Annotated in this window: 25 protein-coding genes and 1 riboswitch; of the genes, 18 read left to right on the plus strand and 7 right to left on the minus strand. The window is 37.3% G+C overall.

The genetic code is table 11. The features are described from left to right. Positions 1-45: 45 nt before the first annotated feature. Together pirA and IQ215_RS12035 are read right to left on the minus strand one after the other, a co-directional pair. The gene (gene pirA / locus IQ215_RS12030; RefSeq protein ID WP_193801661.1) at positions 46-201 is read right to left on the minus strand and encodes an arginine synthesis PII-interacting regulator PirA; all 156 of its coding nucleotides are present in this window, start codon (positions 199-201) and stop codon (positions 46-48) included. Positions 202-306: 105 nt separating this feature from the next. After that, positions 307-459 carry a hypothetical protein gene (locus tag IQ215_RS12035; RefSeq protein ID WP_193801662.1) on the minus strand — a complete coding sequence of 51 codons (153 nt, stop codon included), beginning with the start codon at positions 457-459 and terminating at the stop codon, positions 307-309. A 37-nt stretch (positions 460-496) separates the two neighbouring features. Beyond that, positions 497-557: riboswitch (Glutamine riboswitch) on the minus strand. A gap of 304 nt (positions 558-861) precedes the next feature. Here IQ215_RS12035 and glmM point away from each other — a divergent pair. The 4 genes from glmM to IQ215_RS12055 all read left to right on the plus strand — a co-directional run bounded on the left by glmM (position 862) and on the right by IQ215_RS12055 (position 5354). Next, the gene (gene glmM, locus IQ215_RS12040) at positions 862-2292 is read left to right on the plus strand and encodes a phosphoglucosamine mutase (RefSeq protein WP_431355534.1); all 1431 of its coding nucleotides are present in this window, start codon (positions 862-864) and stop codon (positions 2290-2292) included. Positions 2293-2356: 64 nt separating this feature from the next. Then, the gene (hpsL, locus tag IQ215_RS12045) at positions 2357-4081 is read left to right on the plus strand and encodes a hormogonium polysaccharide biosynthesis protein HpsL (protein ID WP_193801664.1); all 1725 of its coding nucleotides are present in this window, start codon (positions 2357-2359) and stop codon (positions 4079-4081) included. Beyond that, positions 4078-5064: a hormogonium polysaccharide biosynthesis glycosyltransferase HpsN gene (gene hpsN / locus IQ215_RS12050; RefSeq protein ID WP_193801665.1), complete on the plus strand. Its 987-nt coding sequence runs from the start codon at positions 4078-4080 to the stop codon at positions 5062-5064. The genes hpsL and hpsN overlap by 4 nt, the downstream gene beginning before the upstream one ends. A gap of 17 nt (positions 5065-5081) precedes the next feature. After that, entirely contained in the window at positions 5082-5354 is a 273-nt protein-coding gene (locus IQ215_RS12055) for a glutaredoxin family protein (protein ID WP_193801683.1), read from the plus strand. Between the two features lie 65 nt (positions 5355-5419). Here IQ215_RS12055 and IQ215_RS12060 read toward each other — a convergent pair whose 3' ends face one another. Further along, positions 5420-6010: a chorismate lyase gene (locus tag IQ215_RS12060; RefSeq protein ID WP_193801666.1), complete on the minus strand. Its 591-nt coding sequence runs from the start codon at positions 6008-6010 to the stop codon at positions 5420-5422. A gap of 442 nt (positions 6011-6452) precedes the next feature. On the opposite strand from IQ215_RS12060, the gene IQ215_RS12065 reads away from it, so the two are divergent. From IQ215_RS12065 to ftsH2, 12 genes are all read left to right on the plus strand, one after another. Continuing rightward, positions 6453-6908, plus strand: coding sequence for a phosphate-starvation-inducible PsiE family protein (locus IQ215_RS12065; protein WP_193801667.1), 456 nt, complete (start codon positions 6453-6455; stop codon positions 6906-6908). Between the two features lie 38 nt (positions 6909-6946). Continuing rightward, positions 6947-7852: an ROK family protein gene (locus tag IQ215_RS12070; RefSeq protein WP_193801668.1), complete on the plus strand. Its 906-nt coding sequence runs from the start codon at positions 6947-6949 to the stop codon at positions 7850-7852. A gap of 83 nt (positions 7853-7935) precedes the next feature. After that, entirely contained in the window at positions 7936-8958 is a 1023-nt protein-coding gene (locus tag IQ215_RS12075) for a potassium channel family protein (protein ID WP_193801684.1), read from the plus strand. Positions 8959-9093: 135 nt separating this feature from the next. Beyond that, positions 9094-9513, plus strand: coding sequence for a hypothetical protein (locus tag IQ215_RS12080; RefSeq protein ID WP_193801669.1), 420 nt, complete (start codon positions 9094-9096; stop codon positions 9511-9513). 105 nt (positions 9514-9618) lie between these two features. Continuing rightward, complete coding sequence (locus IQ215_RS12085; RefSeq protein WP_193801670.1) at positions 9619-10104, plus strand: allophycocyanin subunit alpha-B; 486 nt, start codon at positions 9619-9621, stop codon at positions 10102-10104. Positions 10105-10172: 68 nt separating this feature from the next. Continuing rightward, the gene (locus IQ215_RS12090) at positions 10173-10703 is read left to right on the plus strand and encodes a hypothetical protein (RefSeq protein WP_193801671.1); all 531 of its coding nucleotides are present in this window, start codon (positions 10173-10175) and stop codon (positions 10701-10703) included. 19 nt (positions 10704-10722) lie between these two features. Then, positions 10723-11160, plus strand: a complete 438-nt coding sequence (locus IQ215_RS12095) for a tetratricopeptide repeat protein (RefSeq protein ID WP_193801672.1) — start codon at positions 10723-10725, stop codon at positions 11158-11160. 79 nt (positions 11161-11239) lie between these two features. Then, a complete protein-coding gene (locus IQ215_RS12100; protein ID WP_193801673.1) occupies positions 11240-12403 on the plus strand; it encodes a DegT/DnrJ/EryC1/StrS family aminotransferase in 1164 nt (387 codons plus the stop codon). A gap of 139 nt (positions 12404-12542) precedes the next feature. Next, on the plus strand, positions 12543-13337 hold the full coding sequence (locus IQ215_RS12105; protein ID WP_193801674.1) for an ABC transporter permease: 795 nt from the start codon (positions 12543-12545) through the stop codon (positions 13335-13337). Between the two features lie 344 nt (positions 13338-13681). Then, positions 13682-14527: a bifunctional class I SAM-dependent methyltransferase/HIT family protein gene (locus IQ215_RS12110; protein WP_193801675.1), complete on the plus strand. Its 846-nt coding sequence runs from the start codon at positions 13682-13684 to the stop codon at positions 14525-14527. 146 nt (positions 14528-14673) lie between these two features. After that, positions 14674-15681 (plus strand): CsgG/HfaB family protein, encoded by a 1008-nt coding sequence (locus IQ215_RS12115; RefSeq protein ID WP_193801676.1) that lies wholly within the window; start codon positions 14674-14676, stop codon positions 15679-15681. A 231-nt stretch (positions 15682-15912) separates the two neighbouring features. Continuing rightward, entirely contained in the window at positions 15913-17796 is a 1884-nt protein-coding gene (gene ftsH2 / locus IQ215_RS12120; protein WP_193801677.1) for an ATP-dependent zinc metalloprotease FtsH2, read from the plus strand. A 224-nt stretch (positions 17797-18020) separates the two neighbouring features. Here ftsH2 and IQ215_RS12125 read toward each other — a convergent pair whose 3' ends face one another. Both IQ215_RS12125 and IQ215_RS12130 read right to left on the minus strand, forming a co-directional pair. Then, positions 18021-18989: a hypothetical protein gene (locus IQ215_RS12125; protein ID WP_193801678.1), complete on the minus strand. Its 969-nt coding sequence runs from the start codon at positions 18987-18989 to the stop codon at positions 18021-18023. Between the two features lie 378 nt (positions 18990-19367). After that, positions 19368-19904: a DoxX family protein gene (locus IQ215_RS12130; RefSeq protein ID WP_193801679.1), complete on the minus strand. Its 537-nt coding sequence runs from the start codon at positions 19902-19904 to the stop codon at positions 19368-19370. A gap of 368 nt (positions 19905-20272) precedes the next feature. On the opposite strand from IQ215_RS12130, the gene IQ215_RS12135 reads away from it, so the two are divergent. Beyond that, positions 20273-20626 carry an SH3 domain-containing protein gene (locus IQ215_RS12135; protein WP_193801680.1) on the plus strand — a complete coding sequence of 118 codons (354 nt, stop codon included), beginning with the start codon at positions 20273-20275 and terminating at the stop codon, positions 20624-20626. 47 nt (positions 20627-20673) lie between these two features. Here IQ215_RS12135 and IQ215_RS12140 read toward each other — a convergent pair whose 3' ends face one another. Continuing rightward, positions 20674-21555 carry a metal ABC transporter permease gene (locus IQ215_RS12140; protein WP_193801681.1) on the minus strand — a complete coding sequence of 294 codons (882 nt, stop codon included), beginning with the start codon at positions 21553-21555 and terminating at the stop codon, positions 20674-20676. Positions 21556-21676: 121 nt separating this feature from the next. After that, entirely contained in the window at positions 21677-22414 is a 738-nt protein-coding gene (locus IQ215_RS12145; RefSeq protein WP_193801685.1) for a metal ABC transporter ATP-binding protein, read from the minus strand. A 73-nt stretch (positions 22415-22487) separates the two neighbouring features. Here IQ215_RS12145 and IQ215_RS12150 point away from each other — a divergent pair, with 73 nt between their 5' ends. Beyond that, entirely contained in the window at positions 22488-23501 is a 1014-nt protein-coding gene (locus tag IQ215_RS12150) for a metal ABC transporter solute-binding protein, Zn/Mn family (protein ID WP_193801682.1), read from the plus strand. Positions 23502-23530: the final 29 nt, after the last annotated feature.

Raw genomic sequence — 23530 nt, forward strand, 5'->3', positions numbered from 1 at the left:
TAATTACACGGCTGTAAGATAGTATTTAATTAGTTAAACTCTCTTTTAGCTTAAGTAGTAACGTTTTTCCGCTTCTAGTTGGTTTACTAGGGCGGTTTGTCCGTTGGCTTTAGCTACTTGTAATCTATGCTCTAGGGTTTCTAGTAAGGTGTTACGATGGGCTTGTTTTGCTTGTTGAGCGGTATTTTTATTGTTAATCATAGGTTTTGATAATGTATGGATTTTTATTGACTAAAAAATACAGTGGGTAAAACCCACCGTTTTGATTATGGGAAGACTTTAGGTGAGCCATTCCCGTTTACGTTGTTATTGAAGTCCTACTTCTGCAGATATTCTGGTTAACATCGATGCTTGACGATTTTGGGTACGCTGACGATCGCCCCTCATCAATAATCTAGCCTGTTGACTAACTGAACCGATGTTGTCATTTTTGTTGTTTAAATTTTTGTTTGCGTTCATAATATCGCCTCCTCTAATTTGTTGAGTTTAGATTCGAGGCGCGTTCCTTCAGAAGATTTTTTCTTCTTACTTCCGTCTGTAACCAACAGATGAACGATTTATCCTTACACCCTTAATATAACACAATTTTTTCATAGATGTCAAAAAAAATAGCCATATAGTTGATTTATGTAACTTAATGGTTTAGAATGCAGTGATCTTTAAGCAAATAGTTATGATATAACCTATATAAATAAAAAAATTTATAAAAATTTATGGATTAACTAGAGATGCTCATAAAATGTAGCAATAAAGTTCAAAAATAATCAAAATTTTGCTCAGTGGTTTTCGACCATGGTGAAATGTTTTTCAAGGTTAATCCATAAATAAAAATCTACTATCAATTGTGTGAGGAAATAAAAAATGGTTATGTCTTTTGATCTTGCTCAAAATAGCAAGGTAGCCGTGGCTGTGGGTTCAGAATTTGGTCTGACATCGTTACCTGATAAGTTATTCGGCACAGATGGTATTAGGGGTAAGGTGGGAGAGTTACTCACCCCTGAGTTAGCTTTAGGGGTTGGCATGGCTGCTGGAAAAGTGTGGAATCAGGGGCAAAGTGGTTCTAGGACGGTAATTATTGGTCAAGATTCCCGTAATTCCAGTGATATGTTAGCCATGGCGATCGCCTCGGGTTTAACGGCCATGGGGTTGGAGGTGTGGAATATTGGCTTATGTCCTACCCCTTGTGTGTCCTATTTGACGAGAACCATGGGGGCAGTAGGAGGCATCATGATTTCTGCTAGTCATAATCCCCCGGAGGATAATGGAATTAAGTTTTTTGGTGCGGATGGTACTAAATTGGATAGTCAAAGGGCGATCGCCATTGAAAAGTTACTTAAAGACCATAATTTGAGGGGAGATGGTCATAAATATGGTAAAAATATCCATCACCACGGATTAACCCAGAATTATCAAAAATTTTTAAGCCAATCCTTACCAGAAAATATTGATTTTCAAGGAATGCGCATTGTGCTTGATTTAGCTTGGGGAGCGGCGGTGGAAATTGCCCCTCAAGTGTTTCAAGAATTAGGAGCCGAAGTAATTACCCTTCATCATCAGGCTAATGGCGATCGGATCAACGTTAATTGCGGTTCTACTCACCTTGAAAGTATGAAACAGGCCATTAAAGAATGTGATGCCCATATGGGGTTTGCCTTTGATGGGGATGCGGATCGGGTGATGGCGGTGGACTGCCAAGGAAATAAAATATGTGGAGATTATATCCTTTATCTCTGGGGACAATATTTACAAGAGCGAGGACAACTACCCAATAATTTATTGGTAGGCACTGTCATGGCAAACTTAGGATTTGAGTTAGCATGGCAAAAATTAGGGGGTAAACTGTTACGGACTCCCGTGGGCGATCAGCACGTTCAAGCTACTATGTGGGAAACAGGGGCGATGTTGGGGGGAGAACAATCGGGACACATTCTCTGTCATCATCATCATTATTCTGGAGATGGTATCCAAACCGCTCTCCATCTGGCTTCCCTTACCCGTCAAAGGGGAGTGAGTCTGGCGGAGTTAGTGAGCCAGAGTTTTAAGCCCTATCCTCAAATGTTAAAAAATGTCCGGGTAGAAGATCGAGAAAAACGTTTACATTGGCAAGAATGTGAGCCAGTGACAAGGGCGATCGCCCAAGCTGAGTTAGCCATGGGTAATCAAGGTCGTATTCTGGTTCGTGCCTCGGGTACAGAACCTTTAATCAGAGTAATGGTAGAAGCTCAAAATAATAATTTGGTGAATCATTGGACTGATAATTTAGTGGCAGTGGTTGAGCAACATCTAGCATAATGAAAAAGAAAAGAATTATCCTTACCATGGGTGATTCTTTTCCGTCCCTCATTTCCAATCCATTATGACTGCCTCGAAAACTCGTAAATTTCGTAATCGCAAAAGGGGTGTAAGTAATGCGCCACCTAGTACCCCTGCCCCTCTCAGTCGTAAAGAAAAAATGGCTCTCAAACGGCAGGAAAGGCAAAAAAGACAAAAGTTGATTAGTTCATGGGCGATCGCCCTTACCCTAGGAATATTAGTCGCCCTGCCCTCATTTTTCATCCTCTCGCCTAAAATGGCTGCCGCTGCCGCCCTTGGGGTTATGGCTTTAATTCTCTCCTATCAATTTCCTAAATCAGCGCTGTGGGTTTTTCTGATTTACATGCCCTTTGGAGGCACTGTGGTATATGCCTTTGCGGGGGGAAACCTCATTTTCCAAATCGCCAAAGACGTATTTTACATCCCCGCCCTATTTGCCCTATTAATTCAAGCCTGGAAAAATAGAAAACCAATCATTATCGCTAAACCCCTAATGCCCACCCTGATGATACTAAGTATAGTTTGCCTAATGGTATTAGTATTCATCAACCTGCGTATCCAACTTCTGGCCCCGGCCTGTAACCTAGTTAGTAATATCAATCCTCCCCCTCCATGCAAAGAAGGACAACCATTTTTACAAGGCATTTTAGGTTTAAAAATATTCGTTGGCTACATTCCCTTAATGTTTTGTGGTTACCATCTCATCGAAGACAAACAAACCGTCCTCAAACTCGGTCGATTATTAGCCGTCTTAGCCATCATCTGTTGTCTTTTAGCCCTCGTACAATATCAATTCCTCAAAAGTGGTCGTTGCCAAGCTACCAGCGAACTTACAAGCGGTGCAGGTTTATTCCGAGCTAGTTTAGATGCAAGGTGTTTTGTCGGTGGCTCATTACTCTATACCCCAGCACAAAATCAAATACGACTGCCAGGAACATTTGTATCGCCGTGGCATTGGGGCTGGTTTCTCATCGCCAACAGTGCCATTTGTTTCACCGTTGCTTTCTTTGAAACCTCCCGTTTTTGGCAATTAATAGGACTTGGGGGCATGGCATTGGTTTTCATTAATGCCGTTATCTCCGGACAAAGAGCCGCCCTTTTTCTTGTTCCTGTTTTTATTTTTTTGATGTTAGTTTTAACAGGGCAACTTTTTCGCCTTAAGCGTTTTATACCCATTGCCATGGCGATCGCCGTTGTCGGTATTATATTCGTTTCTGCAAACCCTGAATTTGTTACCGATAGAGTTAACAGCGCCATTGGTCGTTGGAATGCCTCTCCCCCCCAAGAATTTATTATTAAACAGTGGCAATGGGCTATGACTAATGGGGGTAATATTCTGTTGGGTTCGGGTTTAGGTAAAGCTACTAATTCGGCACGAAGTTTTGGCTCGGTGGCATTTATCGAAACCTATCACCCCAAACTTATTTATGAAGTTGGCATGTTGGGGTTAATTGCTTTTTTAGGATTTATTACCCACTTAGTGATATACACTTTCAAAAAATATCGTTCTATCAAAGATCCCACTTTACAGAGTTTTGCCAGTGGATTTTGGGTCTTTTTATTGTTTTTAGGTTATTTTCCCTATTGGTATCCCCTTGATACAGATCCTGTAGCAGTTTATTATTGGCTATTTGCAGGGGTTTTAATTAAACTAACAGTGATAGATAAACAAGAACGAGAGCAGGAAGTTCATAATATCTTAAGTAAAAATCGTAAAAATAGAAAGCAATTTAAGTCCCTCAAAAAAAGACGTACTACCCCATCATGAATAAACCCTTAGTTTCTGTCATTATTCCCACCTATAAAAGAGAACAAGCCCTTGTGGATAGCATTCAAGATGCCCTTAAGCAAAATTATCCCTCCTTTGAAATCCTTGTAATTGATCAAACTCAAAATCATGATCAAGAGGTAGAGTCTTTTCTTCAAACCCACCAGGAGGAAGAAAAAATAAGCTGGTATCGGGTGGATTGGGCCAGTTTGCCGAGGGCAAGAAATTATGGTGTCAGTAAGGCTAAGGGTGAAATTGTTATTTTTATTGATGATGATGTTCAGTTAGGAGAAAATTATATTTCTTCCCATGTCCAAAATTATCTGAATAATGAAAAGATAGGAGCGGTGGCAGGAAGGGTTTTAGACCGCATGAAGCAGTTTTCTGCCCAAACGGGAGAAAAGGGTTATTCTACGGCTTTTAAGGAGCATTTAGACCCCAGAGCAAGTGATCCTGGGTTGGCATGGTATCATTTGGATTTTGTTTATTTAATTAAGCCCCAAAAAATTATTACGGCGAGAGGTTGTAATATGTCTTTTCGACGAGATATTTTTACTAAGTATAATGTTTGGTTTGATGAGCGATTTCGGGGTAGTGCGGTAAGGGAGGAGTCGGATTTTTGTTTACGGTTGAGAGGTACGGGATATGATATTTGGTATGATCCTGATGCTCAGTTAGTTCATTTGGGTGAGGAAATGGGGGGTTGTCACGATATTACCACTAAGTCTTTGAGTTATCAGTTTGCGTTTTATCATAATCATTTTTTGATGGGCTTAAAAAATTTGACTTTGGCTCAACAGTGGCGTTTTTATGGTAAGTTATTTGACTGTCATGTTTTGGGTAATCCTCCTTGTAATAAGAGTGGTTCTTTTACAAAAATTGTTAGTCGAGGAGTATTCTATTTTTTGGGTTTTATGGATGCTTTAAAAACTCAATTTTTGGGATTATTTATTAGTTATCATTCTCGTTTTAATGTGGAGTAAAATTGTTTTTAGTTATGATAAAGTTAGTCTTATATAGTAAGCCTGGTTGTCATCTTTGTGAGGGTTTGGAGGAAAAATTAAGGGAAATTGATGATCTTGATTTAGAAATTGAAATTAGGGATATTACCACCAATGAACAATGGTTTGAGGTTTATAGGTATGAAATTCCTGTTTTATTTATGATCACACCTAAGGGCGATCGCCCCATACCCCGCATGTCTCCTCGTATTTCTGTGACACAATTAAGCAAGAAATTAGAACAATTTGCCCAAACTTTAAATGACTCTTAGATATAAGTTAGTGAAAAGATATTATTAATCACAGCGCACCCTATTTATATCACAGCACACCCTATTTATTTATACTTAATTTCCCCTAAATATTTAGATAAATAAGGGGAAAAAACTTCATAAATAAGAGTTAAAGGTTTACGATTATGCCAAAAAATATAATGTCTTCCCCAAAAAGGCCCTTTTTCCTGAAAACCTTCTTCTAAAGCAGAACAATTTCCATAATATATTCCCTGAATATCCCGATATAATTCCGTATGTAGTCTTGACAAACTCTCCCAAATCGGCAAGGCTCTATTTTCTAAATAATGATCCACATTATCCGCACTCCACCAAGAAGACGCATAAGCTAATCTTTGCCCTGATGCAGTTTTGAGCCATACTTGTCTCCTTAACCTAGGGCCCGGAACATTTTTGATACCCTCTGGGGCGTTGTCTTTATCCATGCCAATCAAGGACATATCAATTACATCTACTTGGGTAGGCTCTCTGGTTAAGAGTTTTAAATGTCTTGTGGGTGAGCCATCCCCTAACAGTAATATTTGCCATGGGGGGGCTAATTGGCTATGGGGTAAACCTGTTTTAACTACTTCTTCTCCTCCTTGCCAGAGATTGTCTAAACAATTCCATCGAGTTACTGTTGATTGAGTCTTCAAGGTTTTTTCTGAGTTAGTTTACAAAACTTAATAATATTGTAGCAATTATGATCATGAATCTGGGGAAAATCTCATTTTTATGGGTTTTATAACTTCAATTATGATCGACAACATGTTTTAATATTTGTGAGTTTATCATCATAAGTTATTTTTTTTTAGTAAATAAAGTATTTAAAAGTTAGAGAAATATTTGTTAGATCATATATTTTTTTTTGAACATAATATCATTGGTTTTTATAAAGTAATTAATAAGAATACTTGATTACAATTTATTGGAAAAATATTGTAAAAATAGGCATATTATGATTTCATAAATATACTTTAGATAATAAAAATATTAGTTTAATTATTTTTTATAGACAATTTTGATGATTTATTTTAAGACAATAGAATGTTTATATTTGTCTAATTCTATGAGAGTTATTTTTAGTTAATTAATTATATGCGTGAGATTATCAATTTTTTAAGGGAAGCATTCAGGGACAAGAATTTTTTAAAGATAGTTCATTTAACAGAAAACATAGTATCTAAAGTATTATCTTTAGGTATTATAATTGTCGTTTTTATATGTATTTTAGATCTAATATTTATTTTAGCTAACTATCTTTTTATTACGGGGGAGCTAGGCTATTTTGCCAGTACAGTATTTGAGGTATTTGGACTATTTTTAAATATATTAATTGCCCTAGAATTGTTAGAGAATATTACTGTTTATTTAAGAAAACATATTCTTCAATTAGAGTTAGTATTAACTACCGCCTTAATTGCGGTGGCAAGAAAAATTATTATTTTCGATCCCAAACAATATGACAAAATTGATTTAATGGCCTTGGGAATAGCTATAATATGTCTTTCTGCTAGTTATTGGTTAGTGAGAAAATCCCACGAAGATAAGTAAATAGTACAATAAATAGGGATAACAAAAGTATTTAGACGATGGTAAAAGAAAAAGAAGTAATAGGGGTAGATTTAGGCGGTACAGCTATTAAATTTGGACGTTTTTTGCTAGATGGTACTTGTTTAGAGTCTTTTAGTATTCCCACTCCTCAACCTGCAACCCCTGAAGATGTGATAAGTGCGATCGCCCTTACCGTAAACAAAATAAATCCAGAAAAAAATACCATCGCCTTAGGAATTGGAGTGCCGGGGGCTACCGATGCAGGGGGAAGAATCGCCAAAGTAGCCATTAATTTAAGCGGATGGCATGACGTACCCCTTGCCCAAGAATTAGAAGCAAAAACAGGGCTAAAAACCACCATTTGTAACGATGCCAATTGTGCTGGATTAGGAGAAGCATGGCTAGGGGCAGGAAAAAACTATCAAAATTTAATCTTACTCACCATTGGCACAGGGGTAGGGGGAGCAATTATTCTCAATGGTAAACTATTTGTAGGACATAACGGAGCAGCGGGGGAATTAGGTTTAGTCACCTTCAATCCCCATGGGCATCCCTGCAACAGCGGAAATAAAGGCTCATTTGAACAACACGCCTCCGCCACGGCTATCTATCGTGACACAGGCAAAAAACCCTCAGAATGGGGGGAATTAGCCAAAAAAAATGACCCTCAAGCCCTACAATTTTGGCAAGATTATGGCAAAACCCTTGGCACAGGTTTAGCAACCTATATCTACATATTTTCCCCAGAAGCTATCCTCATCGGGGGGGGAGTAAGTGCTAGTGCAGAATATTTTTTACCTTCGGCATGGCAAGAAGTGGAAAAAAGAGTTTTACCTAGTTCTAGGGAAGGATTAAAATTAATGGTGGCACAGTTAGGCAATGATGCGGGTATGGTGGGAGCAGCTAAACTTGCTTGGCAATTACAAGAAGATAAATCATCGTAACTTGTCCTTAGCTATCTATATAGAGGGGGTTTAAGTTGGTAAAAAATAAGAAGCCTTCTGCTTCCGAACAAAGATACTATCGAATGAAAAGGGAGTTAATAGGAGCGTCTGTTGCTTTAGGAGGTGTATTATTATCAGGGACGCTGTGGTATTGGTTAGTGGAGAAATGGTCTTTTGTAGATTCAGCCTATATGACCATTATAACCCTATCAACCGTTGGCTTTGGAGAGATAAAAGCCCTTGATGCCCAAGCCAGAATTTTTACCATGGTTCTGATTTTAACGGGAATCGTTATTTTTGGTTATCTTGTCAATCGTTTTACCGAAGCTATTTCCCAAGGTTATTTTAAAGAAAGACTCAGATTTAAACAAAAAAGGAACGTGATTGATAAATTACAAAATCATTATATTCTCTGTGGTTTTGGGCGTATGGGTTTCCATGTTGCTAGGGAATTACACGCCGAAAATACCCCCTTTATTATTCTCGAAAAGGGAGAAAGCGAGTTAGAAAAGGCCGAAGAATTGGGTTATTTACATCTTCAAGGGGACGCTACCCTAGATGAGTCTTTATTAGAAGCAAAAGTAGAAACCGCTTTGGCGATTATTGCCGCCCTTAGTTCCGATGCTGATAATCTTTATACCGTAATATCTGCTAAAGCTCTTAATCCTAATATAAGGGCGATCGCCCGAGCCAACTCAGAAGAAGCGGTAAAGAAACTAGAAAGAGGAGGTGCAGATGCCGTCGTATCCCCCTACGTCACAGGGGGCAAAAGACTAGCTGCCGCCGCCCTACGTCCCCAGATAATGGACTTCGTTGATGGGATTCTTAGCGGAGGAGAAAGAGCTTTTTACCTAGAAGAATTCTTATTACCAGAAGACTGCCCCTGTCGAGGACAAAGCCTCAGGGAAGCAGGATTGAGGGCAAGATCGGGAGCTTTAGTGGTGGCTATTCGCTCCCCCCATACAGGATTAATCCCCGGCCCCAATGGAGAAAGTATCCTCACCGCAGGAGATTCCCTAATTTGCATGGGTACAGGGGAACAGTTGCGCACCCTTAATTCTATTCTCGCACCCATGAAAAAATCGCCTCGTCAACCAAGAAAATAAGAAATTACCAAAAATCAATCACAGGGTAAATGTGTTTTAAATCACTGTTTCCCCACAAAGGCGACTATAGTGTTAATAATAAACCCATAAGGTTTAAACAAGCCGCAATAGTAATCATATATTAATTAATAGTCTATGAATGCAGAAGAAAAAGCCAGAGGTTTAGAAATAGCCACAAAAATAGCCGCCATAGTTAACCTATTCAAACAACAATTTCCCGATGTAAAAGCAGATCTCAAACCATGGCATAATGATCCTGATACCATTAACCTAGTAGATCCTGACTCCATCGACATAGGTTTTCACTTTCCAGGGTGGAGTCGTAAAATTCAAAGCAGAAGCATCCTTGTGCAAATTAGATTTCATTACGATGAAATTGACAAAACCCATAAACTAATCGGCATCGAAAGCGCAGGATTTAACTACACAGGGGAAGCATGGAGACTATCCACCATCGAAAACTGGCAACTAGAAGGTAAAACCCCCCCCGTAGAAGAAATCAGAGAAAAGCTCAAATATTTTTCTCGCCAAGTATTCGAGTTATTCCAAAATTGAAGAATTATTAAAAAGTCTCCTCAAATGTCACAACGTTTGCCATAAATAGAGAAGCCAAATTAAGCTAAACTAAACATAATAAAAAAATAATACTCGTATTTTAAGATGAGCATAGTAAGTCAAGTTATTCTCAAAGCAGATGATGAGCTGCGTTATCCCAGTAGTGGGGAATTACAAGGAATCAAAAGTTTTTTAGATTCAGGTTTAATCCGTCTCAAAATAGCTGAAACCCTAGCCGAAAACGAAAAAAAAATCGTAGAAAAAGCTAGTCAAGAGTTATTTAAAAAACATCCTGAATATCGTGCAAACGGTGGTAATGCTTCAGGACAAAAACAATATAATCAATGTTTAAGAGACTTCGGCTGGTATTTGCGTTTAGCTACCTACGGAGTTTTGGCGGGAAATAAAGAGCCTATCGAAAAAATTGGCTTAATTGGTGTAAAGGAAATGTACAATTCCCTTGGTGTGCCTTTACCTGGGATGGTTGATTCTATTCGTTGTTTAAAGGATGCCTCCCTTGCCTTATTAAACAAAGAAGAAGCGGCGGAAACTGCCCCTTATTTTGATTATATGGTTCAGGTAATGTCTTAGTAGAAAAAATCAATATTTTTATGACATTCTTTAGGGCTTGATTTTCAAGCCCTTTTTGCTAAAGTTTTATGGGTAAAATAAAAGATATAGCTAATCAAAATTTGATTTCTTGGGTAGATAAAAAGCCATGGTTGTCTTTATTTTTATACTCTTGTATTTATGGGATAATTGGTTGGTCTGTGGCTAGTCGTTCTGAGTTTTTGATGAGAAATGTTAGGGATTTAATTGATAATTGGAATATCTTGATTGCTGATGATTTATTATTAATATTTATTCGGATATTTTCTTTAATATTAATTGTCGCTATTTCTTTAATGGTGATGAATCCTTTTTCTTTGATTACTTTTATTTTTGAGGAATCCGTAAGTTCTGATTTAAAAAGTTTTGTCTCCGTTTTGGTATGGTCTGTTTTATTAGTATTTGTATTTTGTAATTTTGATTATTTTACTGATTTTTTAGTAGTTGCATCTGCTACCATTTTAGTTACTTTAGATTTAGAAGAAAGAAAAATTTACGGTAAAAAGTTAATTTGTATCATGGTTTTAATTGCTTCTATCATGTTTAGTTTAGGGGCTTTTACATTTGATTATTTACATTAAGTGATTTATAAGTATTTTTATGGCTAATAAAAAAAAAGGAAAAGAGATTTTTAAAAAGGTTTTTATTATTCTTTCTGGGTTATCTTTTGTCTTCTTTTCTATCTCAGCGGTGGTTAATATGATTGTTAATCCTCAAACTCCTGTTACTGAAGAAAATGGTAATCCTCAGGGAGATAATTCGGCTATTACTCAAATTGAAAGGGAAATTGCTGGATATGAATCGGTGTTAGAAAATGAGCCTGAAAATCGTTTTGCATTAGAAAGATTAGTCGAATTAAATTTACAACGGGGAGATTTACAAGGGGCGCTGCCTCACATAGAAAAATTGGTAGAAGTTAACCCAGAAAATGAGCGTTATCAAGAAGTTTTAGGTATTATCCAACAGGGATTAGAAGCCCAACAAACCCCCCCCAGTGAGTTACCGACAAACCCTGAGACTCCCCCCCAAGGAGAATAAATTTTTTTGATGGCTCGAAAAGTTTCATTATTCGTAATTTTTAGCCCTAAAATTATTATGTCTTTAATATTCTATTTTTATGAAAATTCCCATTCTTGATTTAAAACTACAATATCAACAATTGAAGTCTGAAATTGATGGGGCGATCGCCCTTGTGCTAGAATCAACCCAGTTTGTATTAGGTCCAGAAGTTCAAAAATTAGAACAAGAAATAGCTAATTTTTTAGGGGTTAACCATGCCATTGGTGTAAACTCTGGCACAGATGCCCTAATCATTGCCCTGAGGGCATTAAATATCGGCGTAGGAGATGAGGTAATCACTAGCCCTTTTTCTTTTTATGCTACCGCTGAATCCATTAGCCTAGTGGGGGCAAAACCAATTTTCGCCTACATAGAAGAAGATAGCTTTAATATCAACCCTGAGAGTATCAAGGAAAAAATTACCCCCCACACAAAAGCGATTATGCCTGTGCATCTATATGGGCAACCCGCCAAAATGGCACAAATTAGAGATATTGCCCAAGAATATGGATTAAAAATCATTGAAGACTGCGCCCAAGCCTTTGGGGCAATATACCATGGTGATTGTTTAGGATGTGGGCAACAATGTAAGGAGAGTCAACGCCATGACATTGAGGGAAAATATGTAGGTAGTATCGGTGATGTGGGCGCTTTTTCCTTTTATCCTACCAAAAATCTTGGGGCATACGGAGACGGAGGAATGATTACCACCAATGATGATTCTATTGCTGAATTAGCGAAAATGTTAAGGGTACATGGAGCAAAAAAGAATTACCATAACGAAATGTTGGGTTATAATTCCCGCCTTGATAGTATTCAAGCAACTATTTTAAGGGTAAAGCTGAAATATATTAGAAAATGGAATCAAACAAGGCAAGATATTGCCCGTCAATATAACCAATTGTTGGGGAATAATGATGCTATTATCGTACCTCAATTTTCTAAGGGTCATGTATTTCATCAATATACTATCAGGGTAACTAATGGTAGGAGAGACGATTTAAAAGAATATCTTGCAAATAAGGGTATTGGTAGTATGATTTATTATCCCATTCCTCAAGATCAATTACCAGTATATGAAAATCAATATACCCCCCATCCTCTGACTACTCAATTAGCTTCTGAGGTTTTGAGTTTACCTATTTATCCAGAATTACCCCGAGAGGATATTGAGACGGTGGCAGATGCTATTATTCAATGGACTAAGGAAATTAATGGTTAGTTAAGGGAAATTGACAATAGACAATGGACAATTATTATCTTTTGCCTCTTGTCTCTTGCCTAAAAATAGCTCATTTTCTACCTTACTAATATGAAAGTTGCTATATGTTTACTTTGTTTTCGCTTTAATTTTTTATTTTATGAAAATTTTTAATAATATAATCGCTATTTTTCAAAAAGAGTTACAAGGTTATTTTAATTCTCCTTTGGCTTTAGCTATTGCTAGTATTTTTTGGTTAATTTCAGGAATATTTTTTCTGTTTATTTTATTTAGTGAAGAAGGGATAATTCAAAATGTAGCATTACAAGAACAATTGGGTAATACGAGTCCTCGGGATGTACCTTATGAATTTATTCAAGTGTTTTTTGGTATCATGGGTTCGATTACAATTTTCCTTTTACCAATGCTTTCTATGGGATTATATTCCGAGGAAAGAAAAATAGGCACTATTGAGCTTCTAGCGACTTCTCCTGTGTTTAATTGGGTGGTGGCTGTGGGAAAATTGTTGGGGGTAGTGGTGTTTTATATTACTATGATTGTACCAATCTTGTTGTACGAGGCGATCGCCTTTAGCACTTCAAATCCGCCTATTCCTCCCGCTGTGCCTTTGTTAGCCCATATGGGTTTAATTCTCCTTGCTAGTGCTATCCTATCCTTAGGAATGTTTATTTCTTCCCTTACTGAAAGTACGATTTTTTCGGCAATTATAACTTTTGTTTTGGTAATATTTATTTCTATTTTAGATGCTTTAACTAATAATATTCAAAACCCCATCGGTGAATTTATTAATCAGTTATCTGTAATTAAAAGTTATGAGGAATTTGTTCAGGGTATTTTTACTACCTCTAGTTTAATTATCTTTTTTAGCTATATTATTTTAGGTTTATTCTTAACTGCTCAATCCATTGAAACATTACGTTTTACTAGAAAATAATTTAAGGTAATAATAAATATGCTCACGAGAGTAAACGAATAAAATTAGTTAACCACTCTATTAAAATAATTAATTTTAGTTCAATTTATTGAACCCTCATTATTAGCCGTGTAATAACTTATAAGATAGGAAATGCAAAATTTTACTGATAGGATTTAGTATTAGAAGATAAATAAAATCTGGCACTCCCCTTTATTATTATTTTTATATTTTATATGAAATCTTAAAAAAAATTGCTATAAATATAACTCGACTGAGATGTCATTTTAGAGGGTTTATTTGTCGCAAACATTTAAGTATTTAATATAATCTCTTTTTCTTTATCGAATTAATCATCAAGAATAATGGATAATCCAGAGGAAAATAAATATAGTCATTTAACCGCTATCGATAGAAAATATTTATCATTTCCTGCTAGATATTTGTTAAATAATCAACTATTAAAAGGCAAAATTTTAGACTTTGGTTGTGGACTAGGGAATGACGTAAAAAAACTAGGGGAAAAAGGATTAAATATTATAGGTTATGATCCTCATTATTTCCCTGAATATCCCCAAGAAAAATTTGATACTATAATTTGTTTTTATGTTCTCAATGTTGTATTTTCTGAGGAGCAAGAAGAAGTTATAATGGCGATCGCCCATATGCTAAAACCATCAGGAAAAGCATATTTTGCCGTAAGGAGAGACTTAAAAAAAGAAGGATATAGAACCCATTATGTGCATAAAAAACAAACCTATCAAAGATTAGTAAAATTGCCTTTTTTATCGTTATATCAAGACGAATTTTGCGAAATTTATGAATATATTCCCTATAATCAAATCAAAAAAAGAAAAGAATATTGCATATTTTGTAACCCTTATCCAAAACTAGAATTAATTACCGAATCAACGTTGAGCTATGCCATAAAAGACGGCTATCCCCTCAGTCAAGGTCACAGTTTAATTATACCTAAAATACATTGTTCTAGCTATTTTGATCTACCCTTAGAATATCAAAAAAAATGTTGGCAAATGGTCAACTTTATTCAAAAAATATTAGTAAAAAAATATAATCCAGACGGTTTTAATGTGGGATTTAATGTTAATAAAGCTGGAGGGCAAAAAGTAATGCATAGCCATATACATATCATTCCACGCTATCAAAAAGATAGTCAAAAAAATAACAAAGGTATTCGCTCTATTATTTAGAAAATACCTCTAAAACATTACTAACAAGAAATATAAAAGAAATTGAAATTGTCTTTTTTTGAGGAACAATTTTGCCATAATAACGTCACAATAATAGTTGGTATAATTTTAGATAAAGTTTAACCCTAAAAAATATAAAAATAGCTATGAGCATCACAAAAAAAAGAGCCTATAAATTAGTTCCCGTGGCGATCGCCTCTAGCCTCATAGGAGCATCAATGATAACCACTAACATTAGTCCCTTAATTGCCCCAGCGCACAGTAAACCCAGCCAAAACCTTCTAGCCCAAAACAATCAAGAAAAAATTAGACTAGCAGTCATGGACTTCGACTATAACAGTTTAAGTAACCCTAGCTACCTTAACCTAATCGAAGGCTCAGCCCGTGGAGTGAGCGAAATTATCGTTAGCGAATTAGTCAACAGCGGAAACTATCGAGTAATCGAACGTAGTCGCATCCAAGACATTCTCGATGAACAAAACTTCGGCGCCAGTGACAGAGTAGATAACGCCACCGCAGCCCAAATAGGACGCTTACTAGGGGTAGAACTAATCATGGTAGGTTCTATTACCCAATTCGATCTCCAAGACAGAGACACAGGATTTGGCTTCTTTGGTTTCGGCTTCGGTAATCAAACAAAAAAAGCCCTAGTAACCATCAACACCCGCCTAATTAATACCACCACAGGGGAAATCATGATGAGTGCTGAAGGAAAATCAGAAGTTACCCAAGTTGATGGACAACTGAGGGTGCGTGGAGTGGGGGTAGGAACATCCACCAACAATGACGGCACTTTATTATCTGTGGCCACCCAAGATGCCGCCAAAGAAGTTATTAACGAAATGAATCAAAGACAAGCCCAGCTATCGTCCATTGCCAGAGTAAACCCCACAACCTCAGGATTAGTAGCCGATGTGGCAGGAAATAGCGTCATTATTAATCGTGGTAGCAGCCATGGCTATCGCAACGGTTTACGACTTTCCATTGAAAGGGTTTCCCGAGAAATTAAAGATCCTGAAACGGGGGAAGTTATTCGTCGCATGACCAATCAATTGGGAGTAATTGAGCTTTTAAACGTGGACTCCAACTCTAGCGAAGGACGTATCATTTCTGGCTCAGGTTTTCGAGTGGGTGACATTGCCTCCCCCATGTAGGTTGTAGGACATAGGGAGAAAAAATTGACCATTAACAGTGATCCTTTTTTCTCTCTTGCCCCTGTGGCTGTTGGTGTGGTTTTCCCTCCAAGGAGTTTTGCCTTTAAGATGAGAATTATGTTAACTTTAGTTAAGAAGTAGTTGTTATTATTGTTAATAATTAAATAAAAGACAACATTAAAGGAAAGTGTTAGCTCACTTCCCCATAGTAAAAAGAGGATTTAAGAAAATATGAAAACACCTTGGCGAACTATACTATTGTGGGCAATCCCGTTTTTGGTAGTGGGATTTTTCCTCTGGCAAGGCAGTTTTGCTCCCAACAACATGAGCGATACTGGCAACACTGCTAGTACCCGTATGACCTATGGTAGATTTTTAGAATATATAGATAAAGGTAGAGTTAGTAGCGTTGATTTATACGAAGGTGGACGCACTGCCATTGTGGAAGCCGTTGACCCTGAATTACGTCAGGTACAAAGATTAAGGGTTGATTTACCCGGGTCTTCCCCCGAATTAATCAGTAAATTAAGGGAATCTGGTATTAGTTTTGATACTCATCCCATGCGTAACGAAGGCGCTGTTTGGGGAATTTTAGGTAATTTAGTATTCCCTGTATTATTAATTGCTTCCTTATTTTTCCTTTTCCGTCGTTCTAGCAATATGCCAGGAGGCCCTGGACAGGCGATGAGTTTTGGCAAGTCTAAGGCTCGTTTCCAAATGGATGCTAAAACTGGCATCAAATTTGATGATGTGGCTGGAATTGATGAGGCTAAAGAAGAATTACAAGAAGTTGTTACTTTCCTTAAACAGCCTGAAAAGTTTACGGCCGTGGGCGCTCGTATTCCTAAGGGTGTATTATTGGTAGGCCCTCCAGGAACTGGTAAAACCTTGTTGGCTAAGGCCATCGCTGGGGAAGCAGGAGTTCCTTTCTTCAGCATTTCTGGTTCTGAATTCGTGGAAATGTTTGTGGGTGTGGGTGCTTCCCGTGTCCGTGATTTGTTCAAAAAAGCGAAGGAAAATGCCCCTTGTCTAATCTTTATCGATGAGATTGATGCGGTAGGTCGTCAGCGTGGCGCTGGTATCGGTGGCGGTAATGATGAAAGGGAACAAACTTTAAACCAACTTCTGACTGAGATGGATGGTTTTGAGGGTAACACTGGTATTATCGTTATTGCAGCGACTAACAGGGCTGATGTGCTTGATTCTGCGCTGATGCGTCCTGGTCGTTTTGACCGTCAGGTAATGGTTGATCCCCCTGATTTTAAAGGTCGTTTAGGGGTGTTGGATGTCCATGCCCGTAATAAAAAGTTAGCCCCTGAGGTGTCCATCGAGGCGATCGCCCGTCGTACCCCTGGATTTAGTGGAGCAGATTTAGCAAACCTTCTCAATGAAGCGGCCATTTTAACAGCCCGTCGTCGTAAACCTGAAATCACCATGAGTGAAATTGATGATGCGGTGGATCGTGTCATTGCAGGGATGGAGGGAACTCCCCTTGTGGATAGTAAGAGTAAGCGCTTGATTGCCTATCATGAGGTGGGCCATGCGATCGTTGGTACTCTTTTAAAGGATCATGATCCTGTCCAAAAAGTAACCCTGATTCCCCGTGGACAAGCCCAAGGCTTAACTTGGTTTACCCCTAACGAGGAACAAGGTTTAACCACCAAATCCCAGCTTATGGCAAGGATTGCAGGGGCAATGGGAGGACGTGCCGCCGAGGAAGAAATCTTTGGTGATGATGAAGTTACCACGGGCGCTGGAGGTGATTTACAGCAAGTCACTGGGATGGCAAGACAGATGGTAACTCGTTTTGGTATGAGTGACATGGGGCCTTTATCCCTCGAAGGACAAGGGGGAGAGGTTTTCCTTGGTGGTGGTTTTATGAACCGTGCTGAGTATTCCGAAGAAAGTGCTTCCCGCATTGATGATCAAATTCGTATGATTGCTGAACATGGTCATCAATTAGCTCGTCAAATTGTTCGGGATAATCGTGAAGTAATCGATCGCCTCGTGGATCTTTTAATTGAAAGGGAAACCATTGATGGTGAAGAATTCCGCCAGATTGTGGCTGAATATACTGAAGTTCCTGAAAAAGAACAGTTTATCCCTCAATTATAAGGCTTTGGGTTATGGGCGATCGCCCATACAAAACTAAATAATTAAAGGCTGATCTAAACCAAAGATCAGCTTTTTTTTATGGGACACAACCACCGAATAATACTATAAATCCCTGAATTAAAATATACCTGAGTTCAATTTATTGAACGATAAACTATTAGCCTTGTAATTCATCGCAAGGAGAGTTATGATATATTTTCTAAATCAGATTTGGTATAAACCCATTATTTACGCCACTTATTAAGCATTCTTTCCCCAATACTAGCCACCGTTTCCAAATCAGCTAAACGTTTATTTAAACTAGCAATTAAAGCCTTTTGTTGCGCATTCTCCTGAGTTAAACTCCGACTAATAGTATTCTGTTGTGTTGCATAATTTTGACTCAGAGCAATTTTTTCTTGTTCCTTAGTGGCAATTTCTCGACGACACCGATCAATTTCTTGTTGTTTTTCCTCAATTACAGACTTTAACTTCTCATTATCTTCATTATCTTTTACTTTACTTTCTAAACCACTAAGCTCCTCTTTTAAGCTCTTAATATGCCGATCTTTTTCCTCAATTAAAGATTCTAAACTAGATACTTTTTCCTTCAAACTATTAATAGTATTATGACTTGAATCTAACTCCTGATTAAGTTTTTCAACTCGGCTCGATTGATCACTTTTTTCTAAAGTCTGAGTTACACTATTTAACTTATCCTCTAAACCTTTTACCTGATTATTTTTATCATCTAATTTCTTCTCAATAGACTTAATTTCATCCTCTTGAGCCTTTACCTTACTAACTAAATCCTGATTATCCTTAGACTTATCAGCTACCAAACTTTTTTGCTCATCCAGTTGTTTTTCCAACTTAGCTATTTTGTCGAGGTATTGTTGTTTATCTGATGCTGTGGCATCCTCCTTAGAGGAAATAGAATCACCCCCACTATCTTGATTATCTTCATCTACTTGAGCGATAGAAAACTTCTGCTCTCCCTCACTTTCATCATGCAAAATAACTTTTTTATCTGCATTTTGGCTATTAATAACGAATCCACCAATTAAAATTTGCTCAAATAGTTTAGACTTTGTTAACCCTGTCTCCTTTGCAAGAGCTACCAGAGTTTCATTAGCTTCTGGGGTAAGGGTTATATTAACTTTCGACTTAGAACTTCCCAAACCAGTTCCAGTTTTAGTTTTTTTTCTGGTCATAACGTATAATTAACCTCGGAAAATACGATAAAAATTTCTATATTTGGATAATCGTATTATAGATAACATTTTTTTTGAGCTTTGTGAAATAAAACTTTATCTTTCTTGACTTTCGTAGGATTTCGACACACCCCTGATATTTCAAAGATTATATATTTTATTGATCCCTAATTCAAATTAGTATTAGCCAAACTTAAATAAAAAAAATCCCCTCTGGGAAGGGGATAAAATAATTGAGCTAGAAAAAGTGTTAGGGATTGGATAGGAAAAATTAATCATCGAAAATTCAAAGTTAATTAAAATTAGATTAGTTAAACCTTAAGCCTAAATCCTCAAATCTATCCTTGTTTACCCATTGTTGTAAATGTCATATCATCACTAAGAAAGTGATTTTTGCTCCTCAGAATTAGAGTCCTGATAAACTTTCTCTAATAGCTTAGTTTGCTCAATTTTCTGGTTGAAAAGATTTTTGTTAATTAAATTAGATAGTACCGCATCCACAGAAAATAAACCTCCACCGTTGACGAGGAAAAAGAAAAAGCAACCAGCATAGATGGCGGATAATTCTAAATAGGGAAGACTTAAACCAGCTACGAGAATATGATGGTACATCGCTACACACATAGTACCAAATAAACCTAAAGCAGCTGGTCTTGTTAATAACCCGATAGCTACCAAGGGCGCACCGATTAACTCTGTATAGGCGGCAACATAGCTAAAGAAGATAGGAAAGGGTAAGCCAATATAAGAAACATAGGCTTCAGCAAAACTTTCAATATTACCTAATTTGTCTAGGCCATTATGAATCATCATGACACCAATAACGACTCTTAATAGTGTCCAGGCGGTTTGTTCTGTCCAACGGATTTGGCAACGGGGTTCTAATGTTGTACTAATGATGGAACTTAATTTCATGGTTATTTTTTGATAATTGCTTTGATTAAGTTTGATTTATTTAAAAAACTTAATTACTGCTTTACATTTATTAATATAACGTGTGAACCTTCTTAGTTGCTTTTATGTAAAGGTTTTAGTTGTAGCTTTTTAGTATTCTTTGATACTTATTAGTTTTAAAAAAGGGATAAATGTTGAGATATGATGACAATTCTTAAAAAACTTTATATTTTGTAATAGAAATATATCATCACTTACCTTGCAATGAATTACAAGGCTAATAGTTCATCGTTCAATAAATTGAACTGAGTTATATTATGATTCACGGATTTAGTTTATATAATTGATGAGTAAATAACTAAATTTGATATTAAATAAAATTAATAATTATGAGTTTCAAAACTTTACTTCTTGCGTCCCTTCTTTTTTCTTTTACCCCTGTTAATAGGGCTTGGAGTGCAACTCATTTGCAGGTTTGTACTAATAGCGGTAATGGGGTTGTAAATATAAGATCTGGCCCCGGTACTAATCATTCTGTGGTTAATCGAGTGCGTCATGGTGATGATTTGCACTACAGTTGGGATGGTTATATGACGGATGATGATAGTATGCCCCCTAGAGATAGACAGGGTTATTATTGGGTAAGGGTTAGACCTAGTGTTATGGGTGATAATATGGGTTTTATTCGGGCTGATTTTATGGGTTGTGACTCGATGAATTTACAACAATCCTTGACAGAATAAGGGCGATCGCACCTTAGAATCTGCTTTCTTGGGAGAATTTTAATAATTTATTTTTTAATTTTCACTAGATGGCGAATTAATCGATTTGGTTTACTGAAAAATTGAGGACGGGTTAAAACTCCTTCCTTGGGGCTAAATAGAAAGGCAAAAAGAAATAAAACTGTTACGACGAGGACGATGGCAGCCCCTGATGGTGCATTGAGATAGTAACTAATATAGATGCCCAAAATTCCACTAATACCCCCTAAAATTGCCCCTAAAATGATCATTTGGTGTAATTCTTTAACCAATAGATAGGCAGTAATAGCAGGGCCTACTAACAGGGAAACTACTAATAAAACCCCTACCGCTTGCATACTAGCAATGATAGCTAAGGTGGTCACAGAAACAAGCCCGAGGTTAATCCATTGTACTGGTAAACCAATCGCCTGAGCGCCGAGAGGATTAAAGGTATAAAAAAGTAAATGGGGATAAAATAGTTTAACGAAAATAAGGACAGAAATAGTGATAAAAAATGTACGCCACAAATCATTAACTGTAATCCCTAAAATGTCTCCAAACAGAAAACTATGTAAGTCGATTCTACTTTGTAAAACGCTAATTAATAGTATTCCTAGGGCGAGAAATCCCGAGAAAACTAAAGACATGGCTACATCTACTTTTACCCTCGATTGGGATTGAATCCAAGCAATAATCAAACTGCTTAACATCCCTGAGATGAATGCCCCGATAAATAAATCTATGCCAACATAAAAGGCGATCGCCAGTCCGGGTAACACAGCATGGGCAATTACTTCACCAAAAAAAACCATTCTTTGTACTATCAAGAAACTGCCTGTAATCGAACAAAGCACCCCCAATAAAACAATCATTACCATGGAGTTACGAATAAATCCAAAGGATAAGGGTTCAAGCAAAAAATCCAACATATTATCTTCAATAACAATACTAAATAACTATTAATTAAAGTCTTTTAAATAAAACGAAAAATATTAATATAAAGGGTAACAAGATAGTAAAAAAATAAAAAGTAACACCATTCCCTGTTCCCTATTCCCTTTTCCCTAAATTGTTAGTCAATAAAATAACATTATCTCCATAGGCTTTTTGCAGATTTTCAGGGGTAATTACTTCACTGCGAGAACCATTGGCAATCAACTGTTTATTAATTAACAAAAAACGGTCATATTCCCTAGAAGTTTCCTTCAACTCATGACCCACTACTAACAAAATTTTTCCTTGTTTTTTTAGATCATCTAATACCTTAAAAATCATTTTTTCAGTTTTTTTGTCCACCCCTGAAAAGGGTTCATCAAACAAAAATAATTCTGCTTCTTGGGCGAGGGCTTGGGCTAGAAATACTCTTTGTTGTTGACCCCCTGATAGTTGACCTATGGGGCGATCGCGCAGATCCCACATTCCCACCCTCTCTAAAGCATTTTTAACTGTCTCCTTTGACTGTCGGGAAGGGGAACGGAATAGAGGACGATGACGAATTCTTGCCATCATTACCACCCTTTCTACGGTGATAGGATAATCCCAATCAATTTGCGCCCTTTGGGGTATATAAGCCACTTGATCCAACTGTTTTGATAAGGCTTGGGAACGATAAGTAATTTTTCCTTGTGCCAGAGGAATTAAGCCCAAAATTGACTTAATTAAAGAACTTTTTCCCGCTCCATTAGGTCCTATAATTCCAACTATTTGCCCTGAGGTGAGACAAAAACTTATATTTTCTACCGCAATAATGCCTCGATAGTTGACAGCTACTTGCTGAACCTCTAACATAGATTTTATGAATAAATGATTATCATTCTCATGATATTTTAGACTATCACCATCATAAAATATTAGGGTCATAATGTTAAATTTTCGCCACGGTCGTTTTATTTGCTCCTTGTTAGCCTTATGGGCTTTATTTGGCTGTAATGCTCCCACCAGCACCAATCAAGTGGGGGAGAATGTGGACTCGGAAACAGAAACCGTTGATTTACCTTTGGTGGTGACAACTACGGATGTAATTTGTGATTTAACCCGTCAAATAGCCCAAGAAACCATTGATTTAAATTGTTTAGTGGATGCGGGGATTGATCCCCATGTTTATCAAGCGACTCCTGATGATCGTCGAGAGATGGATCAGGCGGATTTGATTTTATATGGTGGTTATGGCTTTGAACCTAGCTTGGTTAGTTTAATTGAGGCGACGGCCAACGAAGCTCCCAAGGTTGCGGTATATGAACAGGCTGTGCCAGAACCAATTATGATGAGGGGGGATGATGGTCATGATCATGGTCATGATCACAGCCATGGAGATGAGGAGGAATTTGCCGATCCCCATGTTTGGCACGATGGAAGTAATGGCATAGAAATAGTTAATGTGATTGCGGAACAATTAGCCCAGTTGCAACCAGATCAAGCCCAGTTATATCAAGATCAAGCTAATCTGATTAATGATGAGTTAGGGGCGATCGATGAATGGATTAAGGCACAAATAGAGACAATTCCCCCTAATCAGAGAATTTTGGTTAGTAATCATGGTTCTTTAGGCTATTTTGTAAGTGCTTACGGGTTACAGTCTAATAGTGCTTTACAGGGAGTTAGTACCGAAGAAGCACCCACTGCGGGGAGGGTGGGAGATTTGGTCAGAAAAATTCAAGATTCTAATGTGCCTACTATTTTTGTGGAAAGTTCTGTCAGTAGAACTATCATTAACACCGTTGCCACGGAAGCAAATGTTAAAGTAGCGGATAATCCTCTATTTGCCGATGGTCTGGGGGAATCAGGTTCGGGAGCGGAAACTTATCAAAAAAAATTAATGCTCAATACTCAAACCATTGTGGAAGGTTTAGGAGGTTCTTTTTCTCCTTTTCAGTGATGGGGAGTGGGGGTGATGAGGAGATAGGG

This window comes from Cyanobacterium stanieri LEGE 03274 (genome assembly GCF_015207825.1).
In the GTDB taxonomy this organism is placed as follows: domain Bacteria; phylum Cyanobacteriota; class Cyanobacteriia; order Cyanobacteriales; family Cyanobacteriaceae; genus Cyanobacterium; species Cyanobacterium stanieri_B.

What these genes read in the sequence shown, in the direction of transcription:
- IQ215_RS12085 (WP_193801670.1), top strand. Translation starts at nt 9,619, where the DNA reads ATGAGCATAGTAAGTCAAGTTATTCTCAAAGCAGATGATGAGCTGCGT.
- IQ215_RS12130 (WP_193801679.1), bottom strand. Translation starts at nt 19,904, where the DNA reads ATGAAATTAAGTTCCATCATTAGTACAACATTAGAACCCCGTTGCCAA.
- IQ215_RS12080 (WP_193801669.1), top strand. Translation starts at nt 9,094, where the DNA reads ATGAATGCAGAAGAAAAAGCCAGAGGTTTAGAAATAGCCACAAAAATA.
- IQ215_RS12115 (WP_193801676.1), top strand. Translation starts at nt 14,674, where the DNA reads ATGAGCATCACAAAAAAAAGAGCCTATAAATTAGTTCCCGTGGCGATC.
- pirA (WP_193801661.1), bottom strand. Translation starts at nt 201, where the DNA reads ATGATTAACAATAAAAATACCGCTCAACAAGCAAAACAAGCCCATCGT.
- IQ215_RS12105 (WP_193801674.1), top strand. Translation starts at nt 12,543, where the DNA reads ATGAAAATTTTTAATAATATAATCGCTATTTTTCAAAAAGAGTTACAA.
- ftsH2 (WP_193801677.1), top strand. Translation starts at nt 15,913, where the DNA reads ATGAAAACACCTTGGCGAACTATACTATTGTGGGCAATCCCGTTTTTG.
- IQ215_RS12070 (WP_193801668.1), top strand. Translation starts at nt 6,947, where the DNA reads ATGGTAAAAGAAAAAGAAGTAATAGGGGTAGATTTAGGCGGTACAGCT.
- IQ215_RS12035 (WP_193801662.1), bottom strand. Translation starts at nt 459, where the DNA reads ATGAACGCAAACAAAAATTTAAACAACAAAAATGACAACATCGGTTCA.
- IQ215_RS12075 (WP_193801684.1), top strand. Translation starts at nt 7,936, where the DNA reads ATGAAAAGGGAGTTAATAGGAGCGTCTGTTGCTTTAGGAGGTGTATTA.
- IQ215_RS12110 (WP_193801675.1), top strand. Translation starts at nt 13,682, where the DNA reads ATGGATAATCCAGAGGAAAATAAATATAGTCATTTAACCGCTATCGAT.
- IQ215_RS12100 (WP_193801673.1), top strand. Translation starts at nt 11,240, where the DNA reads ATGAAAATTCCCATTCTTGATTTAAAACTACAATATCAACAATTGAAG.
- IQ215_RS12095 (WP_193801672.1), top strand. Translation starts at nt 10,723, where the DNA reads ATGGCTAATAAAAAAAAAGGAAAAGAGATTTTTAAAAAGGTTTTTATT.
- IQ215_RS12065 (WP_193801667.1), top strand. Translation starts at nt 6,453, where the DNA reads ATGCGTGAGATTATCAATTTTTTAAGGGAAGCATTCAGGGACAAGAAT.
- IQ215_RS12140 (WP_193801681.1), bottom strand. Translation starts at nt 21,555, where the DNA reads ATGTTGGATTTTTTGCTTGAACCCTTATCCTTTGGATTTATTCGTAAC.
- IQ215_RS12090 (WP_193801671.1), top strand. Translation starts at nt 10,173, where the DNA reads ATGGGTAAAATAAAAGATATAGCTAATCAAAATTTGATTTCTTGGGTA.
- hpsN (WP_193801665.1), top strand. Translation starts at nt 4,078, where the DNA reads ATGAATAAACCCTTAGTTTCTGTCATTATTCCCACCTATAAAAGAGAA.
- glmM (WP_431355534.1), top strand. Translation starts at nt 862, where the DNA reads ATGGTTATGTCTTTTGATCTTGCTCAAAATAGCAAGGTAGCCGTGGCT.
- hpsL (WP_193801664.1), top strand. Translation starts at nt 2,357, where the DNA reads ATGACTGCCTCGAAAACTCGTAAATTTCGTAATCGCAAAAGGGGTGTA.
- IQ215_RS12135 (WP_193801680.1), top strand. Translation starts at nt 20,273, where the DNA reads ATGAGTTTCAAAACTTTACTTCTTGCGTCCCTTCTTTTTTCTTTTACC.
- IQ215_RS12150 (WP_193801682.1), top strand. Translation starts at nt 22,488, where the DNA reads ATGTTAAATTTTCGCCACGGTCGTTTTATTTGCTCCTTGTTAGCCTTA.
- IQ215_RS12145 (WP_193801685.1), bottom strand. Translation starts at nt 22,414, where the DNA reads ATGTTAGAGGTTCAGCAAGTAGCTGTCAACTATCGAGGCATTATTGCG.
- IQ215_RS12125 (WP_193801678.1), bottom strand. Translation starts at nt 18,989, where the DNA reads ATGACCAGAAAAAAAACTAAAACTGGAACTGGTTTGGGAAGTTCTAAG.